General features: G+C 40.3%; 12 protein-coding genes. 4 read left to right on the top strand and 8 right to left on the bottom strand.

Translation table 11 applies throughout. The features are described from left to right. Positions 1 to 6: 6 nt before the first annotated feature. From G4420_RS18500 to G4420_RS18490, 3 genes are all read left to right on the top strand, one after another. Complete coding sequence (locus G4420_RS18500) at positions 7 to 1461, top strand: carbon starvation CstA family protein (RefSeq protein WP_163325427.1); 1455 nt, start codon at positions 7 to 9, stop codon at positions 1459 to 1461. 75 nt (positions 1462 to 1536) lie between these two features. After that, entirely contained in the window at positions 1537 to 4632 is a 3096-nt protein-coding gene (locus G4420_RS18495) for a glycoside hydrolase family 2 TIM barrel-domain containing protein (RefSeq protein WP_163325426.1), read from the top strand. A gap of 164 nt (positions 4633 to 4796) precedes the next feature. After that, positions 4797 to 5993: a beta propeller repeat protein gene (locus tag G4420_RS18490; RefSeq protein ID WP_163325425.1), complete on the top strand. Its 1197-nt coding sequence runs from the start codon at positions 4797 to 4799 to the stop codon at positions 5991 to 5993. Positions 5994 to 6338: 345 nt separating this feature from the next. On the opposite strand, the gene G4420_RS18485 is transcribed toward G4420_RS18490, so the two are convergent. Together G4420_RS18485 and G4420_RS18480 are read right to left on the bottom strand one after the other, a co-directional pair. Further along, positions 6339 to 7139, bottom strand: a complete 801-nt coding sequence (locus G4420_RS18485; RefSeq protein ID WP_262888346.1) for an alpha/beta hydrolase — start codon at positions 7137 to 7139, stop codon at positions 6339 to 6341. Between the two features lie 269 nt (positions 7140 to 7408). Continuing rightward, positions 7409 to 7783: a helix-turn-helix domain-containing protein gene (locus G4420_RS18480; protein ID WP_163325424.1), complete on the bottom strand. Its 375-nt coding sequence runs from the start codon at positions 7781 to 7783 to the stop codon at positions 7409 to 7411. A 304-nt stretch (positions 7784 to 8087) separates the two neighbouring features. On the opposite strand from G4420_RS18480, the gene G4420_RS18475 reads away from it, so the two are divergent. Next, entirely contained in the window at positions 8088 to 8483 is a 396-nt protein-coding gene (locus G4420_RS18475; RefSeq protein ID WP_163325423.1) for a hypothetical protein, read from the top strand. Between the two features lie 18 nt (positions 8484 to 8501). Here the strand turns inward: G4420_RS18475 and G4420_RS18470 are convergent, their stop codons facing one another. From G4420_RS18470 to G4420_RS18445, 6 genes are all read right to left on the bottom strand, one after another. Beyond that, complete coding sequence (locus G4420_RS18470) at positions 8502 to 9926, bottom strand: alpha-L-fucosidase (protein WP_163325422.1); 1425 nt, start codon at positions 9924 to 9926, stop codon at positions 8502 to 8504. Between the two features lie 38 nt (positions 9927 to 9964). Next, positions 9965 to 12079, bottom strand: a complete 2115-nt coding sequence (locus tag G4420_RS18465) for a glycoside hydrolase family 2 protein (protein WP_163325421.1) — start codon at positions 12077 to 12079, stop codon at positions 9965 to 9967. A 189-nt stretch (positions 12080 to 12268) separates the two neighbouring features. Then, positions 12269 to 15049: a polysaccharide lyase family 8 super-sandwich domain-containing protein gene (locus G4420_RS18460; protein ID WP_163325420.1), complete on the bottom strand. Its 2781-nt coding sequence runs from the start codon at positions 15047 to 15049 to the stop codon at positions 12269 to 12271. A 169-nt stretch (positions 15050 to 15218) separates the two neighbouring features. Continuing rightward, positions 15219 to 16922 carry an SUMF1/EgtB/PvdO family nonheme iron enzyme gene (locus tag G4420_RS18455; RefSeq protein ID WP_163325419.1) on the bottom strand — a complete coding sequence of 568 codons (1704 nt, stop codon included), beginning with the start codon at positions 16920 to 16922 and terminating at the stop codon, positions 15219 to 15221. Positions 16923 to 16938: 16 nt separating this feature from the next. Then, on the bottom strand, positions 16939 to 18615 hold the full coding sequence (locus G4420_RS18450) for a RagB/SusD family nutrient uptake outer membrane protein (protein WP_163325418.1): 1677 nt from the start codon (positions 18613 to 18615) through the stop codon (positions 16939 to 16941). A gap of 38 nt (positions 18616 to 18653) precedes the next feature. Continuing rightward, positions 18654 to 21659 carry a SusC/RagA family TonB-linked outer membrane protein gene (locus G4420_RS18445; protein ID WP_163325417.1) on the bottom strand — a complete coding sequence of 1002 codons (3006 nt, stop codon included), beginning with the start codon at positions 21657 to 21659 and terminating at the stop codon, positions 18654 to 18656. Positions 21660 to 21754: the final 95 nt, after the last annotated feature.

The raw sequence follows: 21754 nt of genomic DNA, 5'->3' as shown, positions 1-21754 counted from the left end.
TACAGGATGATTACATTTATTATTTCGATTGCGGTATTGGTAGCCGGATATTTTATTTATGGAGGCTATGTCGATCGCAAATTCAAAAGTGATTCTTCCCGACCTACTCCTGCAATAGAAAAAAACGACGGAGTGGATTATGTGCCCCTGAAAACAAGCAAGATTTTCTTGATCCAGTTTTTGAATATTGCAGGCCTGGGACCAATCTTTGGTGCCATTGCCGGAGCCATGTGGGGACCCGTAGCTTTTGTCTGGATAGTGCTGGGTTCAGTATTCGCAGGTGGGGTGCACGACTATTTTTCGGGCATGCTTTCAGTGCGGCACGGAGGAGAGAGTATCCCCGAAATTGTGGGAAAATATCTGGGTGTTGGCGTCAAAAATTTTATGCGGATCTTTGCTCTGGTTTTGCTCATTCTGGTTGGGGTAGTTTTTGTAAAAGGGCCTGCAACCATTCTTGCCGGACTTTCAAGTGTAAGCGCCTTATACTGGATCTTCATCATATTCCTCTATTACATTCTGGCAACAATGATCCCCATCGATAAATTAATCGGAAAAATTTACCCGTTCTTTGGTGGTTCGTTACTGTTTATGGCATTGGGTATTTTTGCGGTATTACTTTTCGGCAACTATACGATCCCCGATCTTACACCGGAAACATTATCCAACATGCATGCGAATCCCGGTAAATTCCCCGTATTTCCAATGTTGTTTATTACCATCGCCTGTGGAGCGATTTCTGGTTTCCATTCTACGCAATCGCCTTTAATGGCCCGCTGCCTCTCAAATGAGGCCGATGGGAAAAAGATATTTTTTGGTGCGATGATAACCGAAGGAATTGTTGCATTGATATGGGCCGCTGCTGCCATGACATTTTTTGGCGGTGTTCGCGAACTGGGAGAAACAATGGCTCAGCCGGGACACAACGCAGCTTGGGTGGTTAATCAAATTTGTGATACGATGCTGGGAAAAATCGGGGGATTACTCGCGATAATTGGCGTTGTTGCTGCACCCATTACTTCGGGCGATACCGCATTTCGAAGTGCACGTTTAACCATAGCCGATACTTTTAACTTTAAGCAAGGGAAACTGGTGCAGCGGCTTGTTATTACCATACCGATTTTTCTTGTTGCAATTCTGCTTACAACAATCAATTTCGATATTATTTGGAGGTATTTTGGGTGGTCAAACCAAACGCTGGCAACTGTTGTATTGTGGACCGCAGCAGTTTATATGCTCATTAGGGGCGAGAACTTTTGGATCGCACTGATCCCCGCTATTTTTATGACCGTAGTGGTGACAACTTATATTCTGGTAGCCCCGGAAGGATTGATGTTGCCCTATTCATTGTCGGTATTTATCGGATGTATTGTAACGGTCATTTTGTCGGGATATTTTTTCTTTTATCGGTCAAAAAAAATGCTCTCCGACCAAGTAAGAATGAGTTCTGTGAGAAACAAATAATTTAGAAGCTAACTAGTTAGTCTGTGTTATCTAGGGCGTCATAATAGTGCCGGATGGTGGTTAATTTTTATAAATATGAAAAAAATACGCTTGTTTGTTTTATGTACCTGCTTGTTTTGTAGTCAGTTTTCAAATCTTTGGGCACAGAATGATTGGGAAAATTCAACAATTTTCGAAATCAATAAAGAACCAGGGCGTGCTGAATTTGTCCCTTTAAAAACGGACGGAAAACTTACTGACTTTAGTAAGGACGCAAGCCCGTTCGTTAAATCTTTGAACGGAACATGGAATTTCCATTGGAGTGCCAAACCGGCCGACCGGCCTGTGGATTTTTACCGAACGGATTATGATCTCACTAATTGGGATGAGTTATCTGTGCCTTCCAACTGGCAATTACATGGCTACGGAATCCCTATATATACGAATATAGTATATCCTTTTAAATCAAATCCTCCATACATTCAGCACGATAATAACCCGGTTGGATCGTACCGAAGGAACTTTACCATTCCCGCAGATTGGGATAAAAATCAAAAGGTATTTCTTCATTTCGATGGAGTTAAAAGTGCATTTTATGTTTGGGTGAATGGAAAAAAAGTGGGGTACAGCCAGGGAAGTATGACGCCTGCCGAATTTAATATCAGCGAGTATCTGAAAGAAGGAGCGAACTCTTTGGCAGTTGAAGTGTATCGATGGAGCGACGGAAGTTATCTTGAAGATCAGGATATGTGGCGCTTCAGTGGGATTTACCGCGATGTGTATCTTTTTACAACTCCCAAAACGGCAATCAGCGATTTTTATGTGACAACTAATTTAGACGAACAGTTTAAGCATGCCGGGCTGAAAATTCAGACTACGATAAAAAATACAACCGGCAAAGATTTGTCGAAGCTGGAACTGAAAGCCTATTTATTTCCTAAGGGTAGTTGGACCGATGAGTCGTTAGCAACATTGAATGAGAAAATCAATATCGCTGGAAATGAAGAGCAGGAAATCGAGCTCTCTCAAAAAGTAAAAAATCCGAAATTGTGGTCGGCTGAAGCTCCGAACTTATATACACTGGTTTTGGAGTTGAGTGATTCAGATGGAAAAATGCTGGAGCGTGTTTCAACAGCTATTGGATTTCGCGAAGTTGAGATCCGGGGAGGAGAGTTTTTTGTAAATGGTAAATCGATCTTATTCAAAGGCGTGAACCGTCATGAACATGATCCTGATCTCGGACGTGCAATTACGCGTGAAAGTATGATAAAAGATATCCTGTTGATGAAGCAAAACAATATCAATGCGGTGCGATGTTCGCATTACCCAAACCAACCCGAATGGTACCGGCTTTGTAACGAATACGGTATTTATCTGGTTGATGAGGCCAATGTTGAATCGCACGGAATATCATACGGAAAAGATATTTTACCGGGAAGCGATCCGAATTGGACGGCTGCTGTTTTGGCACGCTCGGGACGAATGGTAATGCGCGACAGAAATCATCCAAGCATTGTCTTGTGGTCGTTGGGAAATGAAGCCGGACATGGAGACAATTTCTTTAAAATGGCGGATCATATTCGCGAATTGGATCCAACACGTCCCATTCAGTATCGCCAAATGAATGAAGCGGCTGATATGGATAGCCAGACTTATCCCACGCCGGATTGGATTATTCAGCGCGCAAAGGAAAAACCGGAACGTCCGTTTTTGATGAATGAATATGCACATGCCATGGGAAATTCCATGGGAAATTTTCAGGAATATTGGGATGCAATTGAAGAATATCCTGCGCTGATCGGTGGTTTTATCTGGGATTGGGTAGACCAGGGATTACGCACAAAAACTGAAAGTGGAATTGAATATTTTGCCTACGGTGGCGATTTTGGCGATAAGCCAAACGACAATAATTTCTGTATAAACGGGCTGGTTTCGCCCGATAGGAAGCCAAATCCTTCGTTGTATGAAGTGAAGAAAGTGTACCAAAATGTTACTGTTAAATTGGTTAGTGCTGAGAATCTTGCCATTGACATTTCTAATAAGTATAATTTCACTAGCCTTTCAGATTTTGATTGCAGCTGGCAAATTCTCGAGAATGGCGAAGTTGTTGAAAATGGGAAACTAGAGGATTTAAATATCGACCCAGGGATGAAAAAGCAGGTTAGAGTTCCTTCGGCTTATAATCTGAAATCAGGAAAGGAATATTTTTTAACTGTCCTTTTTGCGATGAAAGAAAATACCAGCTGGGCCGAGAAAGGCCATATTGTCGCTTGGGATCAGTTCCAAATATCTGAGCAGCTACCAAACGCAAAAGTCGAAATTAACCCGGCTGTAGAACTTCAACTTAATGAGTCGGCCGACAATTATGAAATTAGTGGAGACGGTTTTCAATTCCAAATCTCGAAAAAGAGAGGAGAGGTTCGCAGTATAAAATATGATGGTGTGGAGGTTTTGAATGCACCGATTGTTCCTAATTTTTGGCGGGTACCAAACGATAACGATCGAGGAAGTAAATTTGACCAAACTTCAGCCTGTTGGCGCAGGGCATCTGCTGATCGCAAAGTGGAAACGGTAGAGGCCAAAACTTTTGGAAATGATAGTATAAAAATATCCGTATCAAGCAGATTACCGGTTTTCGGAACGGAGTATAGCGTGGTTTACACGATATACAACACAGGAGCACTACAGGTGAATTGCCACATGGAACTGGAAGATGGCATGCCGGAATTACCGCGTTTTGGTATGCAATTTCAAATTCCGGATAGCTTTGGTCAAATGCAGTGGTATGGACGCGGTCCGCAGGAAACTTATGAGGACCGGAAAAGTGGCGCTGCCATTGGTTTATACTCGGGAAAAGTTGATGAGCAGAGTTTTGCTTACGTTTACCCGCAGGAGAATGGAAATAAAACCGATGTGCGCTGGGTGAGCTTTGTAAGTAACGAAGGCCGGGGAATTAAAATCTCAGGAATACCGTTGATAAATGTGAGCGCCTGGCCGTATTCGATGGACGAACTGGAAAATGCAACACATGCTTATCAGCTTCCTAACCGGTCGTTTTATTCTGTTCAGGTAGATTACAAACAGCGGGGAGTTGGCGGGAACAACAGCTGGGGACAGAAACCTTTGAAAAAGTACCGTATGCTGGATAAAGAATACGATTATTCTTACCGTATTGAGCCGATTACCCGTTAGTGTTGGCAGTAAACGGTGAATTATCTGTCTTCAGTGCAAGGTGCAATGTAAACTGTGGGTACTGGAAAATAAATTAACTAACAGATAGGGCATTACAAGATTTAAAAATTAAACAATCAATAGAAATGATGGCGCCCGAGATTTAGTATTAATACCATATAAAAATGAACAAACTAATCTTATCATTCTTGTCTTTTCTTCTTGTTGCATTCTATTCTAATGGTCAGCATTTTAAAACGGATGATATTCCGGGCGTGGTTGTTAACCATTGTTTTGCCGGTGCAGGATTTTACATAGGATCACCAGGCATATGTATCCTTTCTGATGGGAGTTATATTGCTAGCCATGAATTTTTTGGACCGGGAATGAACGAAACATCAACAGTTGTTCAGATTTTTAAGTCCACGGATAGGGGTGAATCATGGGAACAGGTAGCAAAGATAATTGGGCAGACTTGGTCTAAACTGTTTGAGATAGAAGATACTCTATACATTTTAGGGCCTGTTGCTAGTGGTGGTGATCTGGTTATTAGAAAATCTGTTGATGGAGGTTACACCTGGACTACCCCCATTGACAGGTATTCCGGGCGTATCTTTAACGGACATTTTCATACGGCACCCACTTCGGTTGTTTTTTATGATAACCGAATATGGAAAGCTGTTGAAGACATGGATGGACCGGTAAGAGGCTGGGGAAAGCATTTTCGGGCGTTTGTTGTTTCAGCACCTTTGAATTGTGATCTGTTAAAGGCATCAAACTGGACTAAAACAAATCCGATGCCTTTTGATGACGCTTATCTGAATGGTAATTTTGGCGGATGGCTTGAAGGCAATGTGGTTATTGGTCCTGACGATAAATTACATAACATCCTTCGGGTAGATTATCGCCAGCCGGATGGTGAGAAAGCTGCAATTATTGATGTTTCACAGGATGGCAAAACCGCTACTTTTAATTCCTCTTCGGGTTTTATAAATTTCCCCGGAGGATGTAAGAAGTTTAATATTCTTTTTGATCCTGTGACGAAGAAATATTGGTCAATTAGCAACTATGTGCCAGAACAGGAGAAAGGGTATAATCCCGAGAGGACACGAAACACCTTAGCACTTATGTTTTCCGATGATCTTAGACACTGGTCGGTAAAAGGTATTGTATTGTACCACCCGGATGTGGAGAAGCATGGTTTTCAGTATGCTGATTTTCAATTTGATGGAAAAGACATCATATTCGTTTCAAGAACTGCTTTTGATGATGAGAACGGAGGTGCTGATAGTCAGCATAATGCCAACTATCTTACATTTCATCGAATTATTGACTATGCAAATTATCAAACTCCTAAAAAGTGGGTAAAGCTAATGCCTTAACCTAATGGACTCAGACTGTTCTGTATAATAAGTATTGCCTTGAAATTGCAGGAACGAATTGCTATATATGAACAACGATGAAATGATTTTCTATTGCATATTGAAAAGGAAAACAAAGAGCAACAATCAAAATAAGATTGTTGCTTTTTTGTGCCCAGTAAAGGACGATTTTATGTTTCCTTATGCGCTTAAAATCAGTTTTTACAGAGGTGTAGAATTTTTGTTCTCGATAAAGTCTCTCTTATAATTCAGAAATTTTATTTTGTAGTATCAAATATACAAATTTGGACCAAAATTTTATCAAGCTATGCCTACATCAGTATTTTATATATATATTCTGTACTATCAATTACACCCATCGTAAGCAAGATAATCACAGTTGTGATCACCTGAAATAATATACTGCTCCTGTTTTTTCGAGTCGCGTATCACCCATTGATAGCAAAATTTAATAATCTCATCAAATTTTTCCGACATTGGTATATGCGCTATTTTATGGTCTTCTCCACAAAATGTATACAAACAAAACGGTTTTTCCAGCTTTTCAAGTTTATCTGCGATGGTTCTCGAGCCATTCATAATCATGTAACCTGCTGATTCTTTTTCGCAGTAACGATGCGGCTCAGAACCATACGGAACAAGTTGGTCACAAGTGCCATGAAATAGCAATGCCGGAATTGATGTTTTTGATGTTAATTTTGAAACATCGGAAATAGCACCAGCCATTCCAATTACACCGGCATATTTAAATGGAGCCTGATCTGTTGTATATTTTGGTGTATTAAAAACTTCGCATAACGCGGTTTCGGCACCAGCACTGCTCCCCGCTAAAATTATCTTTCGAGGATCAATCCCCAATTTATCTTTATTAACTTCCAGAAAATGAACGGCACTTCTGAGATCGTACACTGCAGTGTCAATAGCTGCAAGTTTTTCAGTAACCGGGCAATCACATCCAAATCCGCTTTGGGTTCCTTTTCTTATTAACCGATAATTTACTGAAACGGCCACATAACCATGTTGGGCAATTTTATTGCAAAATGCTACAATTTCAGGGGAATCTTTTATGCCCCCGGAAAAACCACCACCATGAAGATAAAGGAGTACCACACGATTTGTTTCGTTATCACTAGCTGGTGTATAAATATCCAGATCAAGCTTCTGTCCGTCTTTTTCGGCATAATTATATGTAGAAGTAGTCGTTCAGTTATTATATCGCGATAACGTTTTTGTGCTATTAGTTGTGTTGACGCTAGTGTTAGAAGGAATAGGAATACTATATTTTTCATTTCAAATAGTTTGTTAGAATTGAATGCAATGAACTCTGGTTAGAGGGTACTTCAGATTAGTTTAAAATTTTATACAATTTTTAATGCTAAATCGATTACGGAAGGTTGCAAAAAACATTTTCCAAGTTATACCGATGACTTATTCTTGATGTTATTTAAATAGTCAGATGGGGTAGAGCCAAATTGTTTTGAAAATGAGCGACTAAAATGGGATTGAGAATTAAATCCTACATTTTCGGCTATTTCATTTAAACTAAGTTCTCCTTCTTCGATAGACTTGGCTGCCTTTTTTAAACGACAGGTACGAATCAAGTCGTTTGGAGTTAAATCAGAAACAGCCTTAATTTTACGGTAAAGGGTAGGGCGACTCATATTCATTTGCTCGGCAAGCATATCAACATCTAAATCAGAGTTTGATATATTTTGTAGTATAATTTCATTTAGTTTTTCTAAAAATATTTCATCAGCTTTGGTATGCGCAATAGACTTAAGTTTGGCCATTGGCGAATTGATATAGTATTTACGTACACTGTCTCTATTATTAATGAGGTTGGTAATTTGTGCTAGTTATCATTTGACCCGATGGAATTGTCTTTTGTGGTTTATCAATTTCAAAGGCACGGAATTGATACAAAGTTACTGGAGCTTCATATTGATATGAATGCATCCAAATTAGAGGAGTTTCGTGGCTTTAAAGTTCCATTATCTGACATTCGTTTTTATGAACAGGAACTGAAAAAGGTAATCGCACGACATCCTCGGTGCACTAAAAAAATACAATAGTTAAACTTTAAAAAGAAGAGTTATGCCAAATTATGCACAAAATACTATAACAATTAATGGAAGTACAAAGCAAGTGAAAGCAGTACTTGAATTTTTACGCTGCAAAAAGGAGACTAATGAAGACAAGGTTTATATTGATTTTAACAATATTGTTGAAATGCCTTCTTGCCTAAATATCTCAACAAACGGGTATTGCAATATGGCTTACATAGCGCTGTATGGGGAGCCGTTAAGCTGGTTAGATCCGATGATAATGGATGCTAAGGAAAAATTTGATTGCTGGGAGACGGAGATGCAACATATTTACAAAGAGATGGCAAAAAGGTGTCGTGAAAACTACGTCAAAACGGGACATACGAAAGTATTTAAAAAAAACTCGTCATTTAGTGACGAGTTTTTTTACAATAGGAAACAGTAGTTTTCTCCTCCTTCAATTTTAAGTCAATGCTTTCTGATGAAATTTACCTGACTCTTTATTCAGAATTTCCAGAATGATTACAAAAGGTTGTTGGCTGTTTACTTTTTCAGGAACAACAAAATAATCGGTTGAACTGATTTGCTCGATTTTGAGTGCTTCTTTTTGATTGTTGATGAAAGAGGCTTTTTGAAGCGTTTGTCCTTTGTTAAGCCTCACCCGGTATTTCCCGGAAACCGGGTTGTTAAAAACCGTCATAAATACTTTTCCGGTTTTATCGTTGTGGGTATAGAACCCCCAATCTTGTTTTACTAATCCGGCAGGACCGCAGCCATAAATTGCTTCGCTGTTTTGTTTCATCCATGCGCCAATTTCTTTGGCAACTTCACGTTCTTCTTTTCGGATGTCGCCATTGCCCATCGGTCCGAAGTTGAGCAGAAAATTACCATTCTGCGACGTACATTGCACCAGCATTTCTATTAATTCCAAAGGCGATTTAACGTGACTGATTGTCCAGTCTTTGTGGTATCCCCACTGATTTTCAGGTATCGTCATGCAGCATTCCCAGTCGCGGGTTAGCACCTCTTTGTTATTTGGATCGGGAAGACGTCGTTCGTAACCCGATTCATAATCTCCCATTAAAATACCATTAGAGTCGAAATGCCTTGCCCCGTATTCATCGGCACGCATGCGGCTGTTCACGACCAGACCCGGACTAATGTCTTTTAACATTTTCTCCAGTTCGTATGAAAAAAGTCCATTCTTTTTCCACGATTTGTCCCAGGTACCGTCGAACCAAAGACCTTTTACTTCGGGATAGCGGGTAACCAGCTCCACTAGTTGGTTTTGAGTATATTCTTTCAGGCGCTCAAAAGCCACTTCATCTTCTGTGTTTTCAATGTCGTAACGCCAGTCAGGGTGATGCCAGTCCAGTACCGAATAATAGAAATTCACATCAATTCCGGCAGCGGTGTAGGCATCAACAAATTCGCGCAACAGATCTTTTTTGTATGGCGTATTCTCAATGTCAAACTCGGTGTATTCGCTGGGCCACAAGCAAAATCCCTCGTGGTGTTTTGTAGTGATGGTTACGTATTTTACGCCCATGTTTTTGGCGATTTTTGCCCATTCCTTCGGATCGTATTTTTCTATCGAAAAATCATTTGCCAATGCATCCCAGGTTTCATCCGAAATTTTTGCTGAAGATTTTAGGAACTCGGCAGCATACGAATAGGTTTTTCCTTCCCATACTCCACCCGGAATGGCATACAATCCCCAGTGAATAAACTGTCCGAAACGATTCTCGCGCCACTTTTTCATGGCCTGGTCCTGACGTGGTAATCCGTTATATTGCCCGTATTTTACTTCTTTCTGTGCAGATGTTTGCACTATTCCTGTGGTAGCAAAAGCAAGGATCAACACCAGATAAAAAATTGTTCTTTTCATATTTAAAGTTTTGATTTTTTAATGATTATATAAGTTGTTTAAAATCCAAAATGTGCTTTGTCGTTCAGGTATTCCAAACTCTCCCGTTTTTTTTCGCCCGAGTAGTTCCACTCCATCTGATCTTCGATGGTTTGTTCGCCGTCAAGCGCAACGGCCTTAATCGTGTTTGTGCCCTTTTGCAGCTCTACATTTTCGAAAATATAATGCACCGAAGTGGTACCTGTTTTCGGATCAGCTAAACGGGTGTCATTTACATACACCTCCGGGCGGTCAACATTCGAATAAACAGTAATGGTGGTAACTTGCTTTTCGCGATCGGTATTACGTCGTTGTGTCAGATAAACTACCGGCTCCTTGCTCCAGTTGGCTTTGTACCAGTAAAACGCATCTTTTTTTACTTTCCGGTCGAAAGTAATAAGCCCTTTCATATTACGTGCCTCAACGCCGCCGCGCGACCACATTGGCACCGCAAAATCGAACATATTCCAAAGGTATGAAGCGGTTATATACGGATGTTTTTCAATTACTCCCCATTGTATTTCATGTATTTTTGTTTGGTAGGTTTCCGGGAAATAATCGTCCCACCAGCGAATGGTGTTGCCAATATATTCGGTTTGGTGATGAATATTTGCATCGGCACCATATTCAGTCAGCATCACTTTCTGATCCGGGAAATTTTTTTCCAGGTCTTCAACCCAGCCTTCAATCTCGGGAATTGTTTTCTCATACCAGCCAAAATAGCGGTTCATTCCCTGAATGTCGGTATTCAGGTTAACGGGGTGTTCAATATGTCCGTAGCCATTTACAGCCACGGTGTAGCGTCCCGGATCTTCGTTTTTGGCCAGATCGTGCATTTCCTGTGTTAGCTGAGCAGTGTACAGGTGTGGCTGGTACACCTCGTTGTGCATGCCCCAAACATAAATCGAAGGGTGATTGAAACTCTGACGGATCAATTCTGTGAGTTGCTGTTTTGCATTCGGACCTTCTTCTCCGGTAACGCGGTTCACAAAAGGCACTTCTGCCCAGATCAGTAAACCCAGACTATCGCACTTCGAGTAGAAATAATCAGACTGCTGATAATGCGCCAGGCGAATGGTTGTAGCTCCCATTTCCATGATCAACGCCAAGTCTTCGTCGTGGTGCTTTTTCTGTAGTGCACTTCCAAGCTGCCACCTGTCCTGATGACGACACACGCCATACATCGGGTATTTTTCGCCGTTAAGAAACACACCTTCTCCGGCACGTACTTCAATATTTCTCAAACCGAGCGGCTGAACAACCTTGTCGATAATTTTTCCGTTTTCTTTTAAAATTGTTTCTACCCTGTACAAGTACGGATCGTCGAGTCCCTGCCACAGGTGTGGTTTTCGAATGGTGTAGTTGTGTACATAACTTTGCATTCCCTGCGGCGTGAGGTTTATTTCCGAAGAATTGCTCTGAACTTCATTCCCGTTGATATCAGCAATTCGCGTTTCCAGAGTTACCTGGTGCGCGTAAAGATTTTTATTTACGAGATTCACTTTCACACTAACGTTGGCACTTTTTGAACTAACATTGCGCTGGCTGATGTACACGCCATTCGAAGCATAATCGGTAACTGCAATATTTACTTTGTCGGTAACAATCATGGACACGGGACGGTAAATACCGCCATAAACACCAAATAAACTGTGGTTTACAGGTATTATATCGGGGCGCGAGGCGTTATCGACCAACAGGATGATTTCGTTATCTTCGCCCCATTTTAGTGCCGGTGCTATATCAAAAGCAAAGGCTGAATAACCCCCTTTATGATTGCCCACAAAAGTTCCGTTCACATAAAGTTCGGCTACTTGTCCAACACCTTCAAAGCGTAGAAAAATACGTTTGTCTATTAGCTCTTCATTCGCGTGAAATATTTTTCGGTAACAGGCTTCGCCGGCATAAAAGGCATTGTGTTTTTCCTGCATGTCTTTTGCATTCCAGGTATGGGGAATGGTAACTTTCTGCCACTTTTGTTCCCATGAATTTAAAAGCATAACCGGATTTTCAGAAAATGGTCCTTTTTTAAATTCCCATTCTTCGTTGAATGAGTAGGTTTTGCGCCCTTGTGAAAAGCTGCTGTAAATACTGAATAGCACTAGTATGAGTGTAATTACATTTTTAGATTTCATGATTGTTTTGATTTCTGATCGTTTTGGTGTATAGTGTTGACTCGCTGTTTATTTTTTGGATGGTAATTCAAAATGCGTTCTTCATAACTTTTACTCAGGTTGTTTTGTCTTACTTCCACTAGTTTCTGTTTAAAATCTTCTACCACATTGTTATAGTCCGAATTTAATTCCTCGTAATATTAGCCGGTACTAATTTTTTATAAACACTGCTGAAGAACTCTTTCTTTCACCGTGATTCTTAACAGTAACTATATGCACTCCTGAATTAAGGGATGAAACATCGATAGCTACATCCGAAATAGTTTTTCCACATTTTTCAAGTTGACCGGCCAGGTTCACAATCTCCCATTGCATCGCTGTGTTAAAATCTCCGTTTATCCTGATGAAATTCTCGCAAGGATTAGGGTAAACCAAAAGCTTACGATCTTGAAAGCTTTTATTATTGATTATAGAAGTAGGCGTTGACGTTAGCTTAAAAGTTTCGTTTAACCCATGCTGAAGAATAACAGAAACAGTAGTTGTAGAAGCATCACGTGCAGTTACAGTAACTTTATCTGTTGCATCCATTAATTCCCAATATCCTTTAATTTTAAAGGAAATAAGAGATTCTCCGGCCAGCCATCCTTTGGGTCGAACCACCGAATTAATCTGAGGGTTTAAATCGGGCGTACAAATTGAAATATTGTAGCCATCTTCAACAGGTTTTACAAGAATTAAACAAGGTTTTGTAGCGGAAACAAGAGGGGACGGCAAATTAGTACTTGCCTGAAAAATTGCATAACAATTAAGATCCTCATCATCGAAATTAACTACATGTGCCACTTCATCCTGTTGAACGATGGAGTAAACACTTTTTCCACTCCCCAGCTTTTTCCCTTTCTCCATCATTTCTGCAGGAGTAGTACCCGGAACAACTACAAATTCGTATTTACTGGTTCCGGCAGGATGCGCTATCCACGATTTTGCAACATCCTGGCTCACCATTTTATCGGCATATGTTGCCTCCGTAGCAGAATTGTTACGTGGGTAAACATCGCATTGTGGTACCGACTGTTTTCCTTTATACAGTTCAAGAGATCCACTTTGTTCAGGAATATAATAACCTGTCGCGGAAGGAGATATAAGCCAGTTATTACCTGTTAAATTTGTTGATGAAACGATGGTACCACCTATTTCTTTGGAACCATTAAGGTACAATCCTTTAGGAGTGGCTACCGGTTCGTATACAAACTGAAACAGGTTGGTACAAACTTTATCATCCGGTCGGGAAGTGGTTGGTGCCGTTTGAATATTGGAGCCGAGACACACCATAATATTGTTATGAGAAAATACCGTTTTTTTAAATTTCAGATTGTCGATTACATTGTAAGACTTGCCCCATCCTCCATTTACCGGATCTTCTTCGTAATCCATTGCGAATATTCCGCTTGCACCGTTGGTAAGAGCGCCAACAAAATTCTTTTTTTGCCACGAAAACGACGAGCTGTTAATAACCTGGATGCTGTGCCATCTGTTCGGAGAGTGATGAACAGTTGTAGTTCCGGGAATCACATTCCAATCCCAGGTTTTAGAATCGCTGGGATAGCCCGAGTTTTCTTTTGTGTAGCTGTCGTTTGAATAGATTATTTCCAGAACGCCGTGACTTTGATAGCGACCAAATGTATTAATTCTATTAATAAATTCAGCTCCCCAGTTTTTACTGGTAAAACCGCGCATTGTGGCTACCCACCGGTTACCATTTGTTGTACCTCTGTACAATCCCATTCCCGAATAATTCATTTGATGAAAGCCATCGAGGTTTTCGGCCGGGACATCGAAAGTATGTCTTGTATTGGTTAAGTAGTTAAATTTGGCAGCCATTTCCGGATCGAAGGCCTGATTTTCTTTTAGCAAACCACCCATTTTTACAAGATTAATAAAATACGACGGTGCAAGCATCCAGTTTCTGACCGAATTTAATGGGTTTCTTCCGCCAAGCGTACTTGCCAATGCTGCTCCATCGGTCGTTTGCAGATAAAATGAATACACTCCATTTGCAATATTATTATAGGCTTCGAGACTGATTGCGAAAGCTGTACTTCTCATTTTCCACATATCGTCGATCCACTGTCGTAACTGATAAAAGTAACTCGAATGTGCCGATCCATGGTGTGCAAATGTGCCATCGATCCAAATCCCGCTTCCGTAGTAAATTCCTCCATCGCGGGGTACCGCATAATTTTCGTACAAACGCTGAATACGAATATAGTCTTCTATTTGTTCATCAACCGTTGCATTGTATGCAGCCATACAAAACAGAAACCGGGTATGGGTGTAAATAAAATCGCCGGTTGCATACGACAGGTCATTAACATCGAATGGATTTGCATGAATCGCCTCATAATTATACACTTTTTTAATAAAAGCTAATGCCTCCAAAGCCAGTTCTGATCCTTCTACAGATGCATCGTATGTCTGAAAAACAGGCATCGCACATAACCAGCCTTTCCACATTTCCCAATAAAAAGTATAATCTCGGCCCGACATACCGCTACCATCGCAACCATTAATCTTACATTGTTTTAAAAGGTGTTTTGTTAGTTTTATAAGAGCGGTTTTTGCCTGCGGATCAGGAGTATTTGTTTGAGCTGCCAAAGCGAGTGCCTGCATATTTTTCGACCATGCCAGCATCTTCTCTCCATTTAAAAGATCTGATTTGGGAATGGCATTACCGCTCACATCAATTCCGTTTGATTCCAGAACAATATTGAGATCAGCTACCTCGGTTTTGGCAGCAGTTATTATGGCGGAAGTTGTGCCGGTTTCCCCCCCAAGTGCTGAATACGTAAATTGGTTTTTAACAGATGGATAACTGCTTCGGTGTTCTTCGGTAATTGTAACTGGTTGTTGCGAATAGCTGCTTGATATGGTAAAAAAAATAATGACGAAAAAACAGATCGCCTTTATGTTGTTACTTTTTGCTAGAATCATACCTTATTTTTAAACGGCTAATATTAACTTTAAAATTACAGCACGAAGCAAGAAGGCTTGTTTGATTGTATTCCCGAATTTGTAACTACAATTAAACATGTTGATAAATACGAAGAGTTGATGTCTGTAAAGATCACCAACTCTTCAATTATCTACCTTCTCTGCTATGTTATTTATTTCTAACTACCCTTATACCAATGTCGTACCTCGATGTTTCAGGAGCATAAGGATTGCCACGCATCCAAACCGCAGTTTCTCCGGTTGTTTTACTCCAGAATTGTCCTCCGCGTGTGGTCTTGTTTTCTCCACTTGCTGGTCCCGTAGGATCTGTTGTTGGCAACCCGGGATAATCTCCAAACCAATCCCAACACCATTCTCTTACGTTTCCACACATATCGTAAACTCCTAATTCGTTCGCTTTTAAAAGACCTCCCGGGAATGGACTTCCCCAGTTATTATAGGTTTTAATAGCATTTTCCTGAACCCAGCCTACTTCAGTAATAACATCGCTTCCGGGGTAAGTATACCCTTCAGACTTATTTCCTCCACGGGCAATAAATTCCCATTCGGCTTCAGTTGGAATCCGGTATCCATTTCCTTCCGGATTAATGATTGTTACTTTAGCATCCGACAGATTTCCATCAGCTTTTTCCACTTGTTCGCTTATTTCATAATACGGATCGAGGCCGTGCATTTTGCTCAGCTCGTTGCAGAAATCAACAGCATCGAAGAAAGTAACACTCTGCATAGCCACGTCGGGGCCAATTGGTTTGAATCGCCAGCCACAAACTGCACCTCTGTCGGCACCAAGTACTTCACTGTATTGTCCCCAGGAAATTTCAATAATATTTACATACAAATCTCTTGAAATAGTAGCTTCGAACGTAGCGTCATCGCCACCGGCACCCATTGTAAATGTTCCGCCTTCAACCAATACCATTTTCGGAACAAATGCTTTTTCAACAAAACTAATCATATAGTTACTGGTATGAATTCCGTCTTCAGCAGTAACCACACAGGTATTTCCACTAATTTGGAAGCTTGCACCAAAGGCAGGAATAACCGTAGGAGTTAAATCTGCAGTATTGGTTCCAACAGGTACATTTACTATTACAGTTGAATTATCATTGTCGATAATACCCACATAGCCTCCAAGAATTAACGACTCTAAAGAAGCATCTGTACTTTTTTCTACTTCTACAGTAACCGTGTACTCAAGCGAAGTAACTCCATCCTGAGCTGTAACTGTATATATCACCGGACTGGTGAAATCCTGCGGACCTTGAGGTTCATACGTGGCATCGGCAGAAACTACAACCACAGGCTCAAGGTTCGTTAAATCTGTTCCTGTTGGCACTAAAAGATGCACGGTTGTAGTTCCATCCTCAACAGCAACTTCTTCATCGCCAATTTTGAACGAAAGCATTTTACTCAGCGTATTGTTTGAAATAGTTAATGCTACAGAGTTATTCGAAATAGTTGTTGCCTCTGATATGGCACTGACAGTAACTTCTTGCTTTGGCATTTGTAATTTACTGAGCTGATACGTTTTTGTAAACACTTTTTCGCCTAAAGGAAAAGTAATTGTTTTGGTAAAACCCAAAAAATATTCCGATGCGTCCTGGCCATTTTCGTCGGAAACAGAAAGGGTGATTGGAATATCTTTGTTGGCAGTCATATCGCCATTACCCTCTACACTAAATTGTAAGATCAGGCTATCTCCCGAAATAATTACATTTTTTGATAGTTCCATTTTTAACGGAACAGGAGCAATATCGACATTATTTATTAGAAGATCATCCTTGTTGCAGCCCGAGAACATGATTATTGCACTGGCTGCCAATACCATTATTGTATTAATTATTTTTTTCATACTTACGAATTAATTATTACCAGCCTTTATTTTGATTAAGATTTTTATTGGCATCCAATTCCTTTTGGTTAATTGGATAGAAATAGTATTTATCATCCCAAACACGAGTTGAATTGTCTTCCTGAATTTGGTACGTAAAATTACCTTCCACAGCCTTCTGAATTTTCATGGTTTTAATCATCACCGATGAAGGGCCGATTTCCCAGCGGCGAATATCCCAAAAACGGTGATCTTCGAATGCAAGCTCTACCATTCGCTCTTTTCTGTATTTCGAAATAAACTCAGATAACGACAAGTTGGCAGAAATCGGATCGATAGTTAATCCTTTACGCGCGCGCACTTTATTTAGCGCATCAACCGCCGAAATGTAAAGGTCACCGTCGGTTCCTGAAACTCCGTTGAGCTGACTTGCAGCTTCGGCGTAATTCAGATAAACTTCGCCTAACCGGAACAATATCCAGATCATTTTATGCTGGGTTGTACCAGTTGGTTTCAGGTTGGTGTTTCCCATAGCAAATTTCTTCAGGTAATATCCTGTAGGAGTAGCTCCTTTATTCGGTAAGCCAGCCATTCCGCCTTCCGAAATATCCATGGTATCCTGATAGGCCCATACCGATTGATTTACAACTACTGTTTCTGCCAAACGCTCATCGCGGTTTGCATACGGATTTGCAGGATCATAAGTAAATCCGGATTGCATATCGTAGGCATCTACCAAATTTTGAGTCGGGCAATTGCCTGTTTTTCCTCCTTCAACTGAAATTGGGAAGTTTTCGCGTTCGAAATTATTGCTAGCGCCTTTTCTTATTTTTGCAATAACCGACGGGCATTTTACATGCTTGTCTCCATCTGAATTCCACAAGTCGGAATAAGCAATATTTGCAAGGCTTACGCCTTTGCCTTCCATTTCTTCAATTATATTTAATGAGGCTTTTGCCGACGAACGTAAAAGTTCATTATCGTAGGAACCTTCATTGAATAATGGACTTGCGCCATACAACATAGCGCGTGCTTCGAGTGCCTTTACAAAGAGCTTTGTTACACGTCCGGCTTGTCCTCCATATGGGTTTCCTGTATAATCGTACGACTCGGGCAGATGTTGGTAACTCGTTTGACATTCGTTGGCAATCCATTTAATAACCTCTTTTGCTGGTGTTTGTGTAACGTTGTTTGCGCTCGCAAGAGTCAACGTATTGGTTACTAAAGGAACATCTCCATAACGTTTAACCAGCTCAAAATGGTAGTAGGCACGTAAAGCACGAACTTCCCATTTCAGATTCTGGAAATTTTGATATTCGTTTTTAAAATTTTCCTGAAAACTATATTCGTCAAACGTTAAGTCTGCTCCATTTTCCAGGAAATCGTTACAGGCATGAATTCCTTTGTAATAATGCTCCCATTGATCGTCGACTGTAGTAAACGCCGACCAACTGCCGTTGTAGTATCGGTGAATTGAATTGGTGGCCCAAACGTATTGCGATTCGTCGCATGCCGATGAACGCATTGCTCCGCCGAAGTTGTCTTGTAAAAAAGTATAGCTGTTAAGCCCTACTTTTGTTGCTCTTTCCATGTTGCTAAAGGCCAACTCTTTATTCAAAGTGGAAGACTCGCTGTATTCCAGGAAATCTTCGCAGGAAGAGAGTGAGATTAAAAATAATCCCAACAACAGTAATATTGAATTTCTTTTTTGCATTACTCTAAAATTTAAGGTTCTTCGTTTAATTGGTTTGCTTAAAAGCTAATTTTTACCCCAAGGTTAATAGTCCTGTATAAGGGATAACTAATACCTGTTGATTCATCATCATTCATATCCCTTTTTCCAAGAGTTTCAGGATCGCCTAGATCAACTTTATCAATTGAAAACAAATTGTAACCCCGCACAAAAATTTTGGCATTATCCAGCTTAACTTTATTCACCAGTTGCTCAGGCAGGTTGTAATAAATTTCGGCACTGCGCAATTTCAGATACGATCGGTCCTGCAGCCAAATGGTAGAGTTTTGTTCATTATTTTCGTTCGATTCGGTAGTTAATCGCGGGTACAATGCATCTTGATTTGTAGCTGTCCAACGGTTATCGTAGTAATGCTGCGATATATTATTATTTCCTACCAGAGGGCGGTAAATACTTGTTGTATTAAGTATAGCACTGTAGTTACCAACACCCTGAAACAAGAAACTCATTCCTACGTTGCGATACTCCATATTCATGTCGAATGAAAAATAAAGTTCGGGCATGTATGAACTATTACCAATGGCAACCCTGTCGTATTGATCGATAACACCATTTTTATCCTGATCCTTATATTTTATATCGCCTGCTTGTACTTCAGAGAAAGTATGTACCGGGCTGTTGTCGATATCTGCCTGATCTTTGAAAAAACCTTCAGCTTCGTATCCGAATATCTGCCCAACGGAATGGCCTGTAGCTTTGTTGAAATCATTCTTCCACGAACGTTCGTTCATGTTAACGATTTTGCTTCGGTTAAAAGTAAATTTACCATTAACGGCATATTTAAAATCGCCAACATTTTTATGGTATCCCAATCCTAACTCGAAGCCTTTAAAAGTTCTCTCTCCATCGTTCGCATACCCAGGATTAACACCCAACACTGATGAATTAATATTGCCAATCCCGGTAAGAATATCGTAAACTTTGTTATGGAATAATTCAACTTCGAAATTGAGATTTCTATATAGAGTTCCTTCCAAACCGATATTAAGACTGAGGGTTTTAGCATAGGTAAGATTTCTTACAGGCAAGGCACCCATTTGTAAGGTAGGAGCGCCGATAAAGTTTCCGAAGAGAACGTTTGAGCCCGGTTTGTATTCCTGTTTGTAAGCATCGAAATCCATATTGTCGCTTCCCAAAATACCCACCGATGAATGCAGTTTCAGGTAATTCACTACTTCATTTTCCTTCATTACATCCTCGTTTGAGATTACCCATGCAGCAGATACTGCCGGGAAATACCCCCACTTACGTCTTGGATTTAATATATTTGATGAAGCCAGAGTGAAAGAGGCATCAAGTAAATATTTTGAATCGTACGCATAGGACATAAACAACGAATTATTTATGCGGTTGTATGTTTCCTGAATACCTTTGTTTACAAGGCTGGTAAGCTCGTAAATATAACCACCGCTAACAGTTGATAATCCAAAAGTCCGGTTGTAATCGATTATGCCCTTCAAAGTTGTTCTGTGGTATTGTGTACTTAACCAGTGGCTAAAAGAATAACTTCCTTCATTCTCTCCAATCTGGTTGTACTCGATGTCAATCGGATTTCCGTCTTCATCGAAACTGGTAATGATGGTTTCTGTTCTGTAATCTCTGTTTTTACGTTCATACATTACGGCATCGCTATCGTAAGCAAGGCTAACTCTTGCTTTTAACCCCTTCGTAATAATATCAAGATTCTGATTTACGGTAAAGTCAGCAAGTAAAGTACGGGTATGGTATTTATAAAAACCGGCATTGGCCAGGTCGGCTACCGGGTTTTTTGTCCAGTTGGTGCTTGCACCCCATTCATCATTTTCTGTTTTTACAGGAAACGCAGCCGAAGGTGTATTGTAAATAGTTTCCATCAGCGAGGTTGCACTTAACATAGGGCTACTTTTCTCTTTCAGTTTACCCAATAAATTAATGCTGAGAAGCGTATTTTTTGAGATAGAAATATCGAGATTTGAACGAACATTCAGGTTCGAATACTGGAACTGATTTGGGATAGAAGCATCGGGTGCGTCAACACCAACAATGCCTTTATCGGTATCGTACCCGATAGAGGTAAAATAACGAACCACCTCGCTACCACCACGTACTTGCATATTTAGCGAGTTCGAGTGAGCGATCTTATTTAAAGTCTCATCAGCCCAATTCACATTGGGATATATCAAAGGTTGGGTTCCTGTTTGGAAAGCATTTAGCTCGTAATTGTTGTACTGTGAAGAAAGCCCATCGTTTGCAAGTGCCTCGTTTAAACCCATAGCGTAATCATAAGCATTAACCATGGGAACAAAAGGTTCTGCAAAATTTATACTTCTGTCATAACTTGCTTCAATTTCGGTTGTATTATATTTTCCCCTTTTGGAAGTAACAAGAATAACTCCGTTACTTCCGCGCATTCCATAAATTGCGAGGGATGCAGCATCCTTTAATAAAGTAACCGACTCAACCTCTTCAACCGTAAGGTCGTTATAATCGCGCTCAAATCCGTCGACCAATACCATTGGAGTACCAAGTCCACGCATGTTGAATCTGGCTCTTTTATCTTCATTAACGCCACTGTTTTCAAGTACACTTAATCCAAGCAATTCGCCGAATAAAGCATTTGAGACATTCAATTTTGATGACGATTTTTCCAATCTGTCGGCAAAAACTGTTGAAACTGCCGCTGTTGATTCTGCATTGTTCTTTACAATTCCTGTCCCGTAAATTACAGGAGATGCATCCTTGCCCAATACAATTGTTTGTTGCTGACCTAAAACTACTTTTTTAGAAAACTGTGCACTCGTTGAAACCAATGCAGTATCTCCAACTTCAGCTACTATTGTATAGGCTCCTTCTTTGTTTGTAACGCTATATGCTGAAGGCTTACCTGCCAAAGCAATTTTAGCCCCGGAAATTGGATTTCCTTTCGCATCGGTTAACCTTCCGGTTAAATCGGTTGGATTGGCATTTGCCTGCAATGCAATCAACAAAGAAAGTCCCAAGTATAATTTTAAAAATATCTTCTTCATTTGTTTATCATTTATTTTTATTTCAATAAACTGCCTATTGCTTATGGTCCATTTTTTAATGGATTCACTTGTCCCGGCAATTACATCTAAAAATG

It is taken from the genome of Draconibacterium mangrovi (assembly GCF_010586825.1).
GTDB classification, from domain to species: Bacteria; Bacteroidota; Bacteroidia; order Bacteroidales; family Prolixibacteraceae; genus Draconibacterium; species Draconibacterium mangrovi.
The sequence above is the reverse complement of the archived record's forward strand: the minus strand, read 5'-3'. Positions and strand labels throughout refer to the sequence as shown.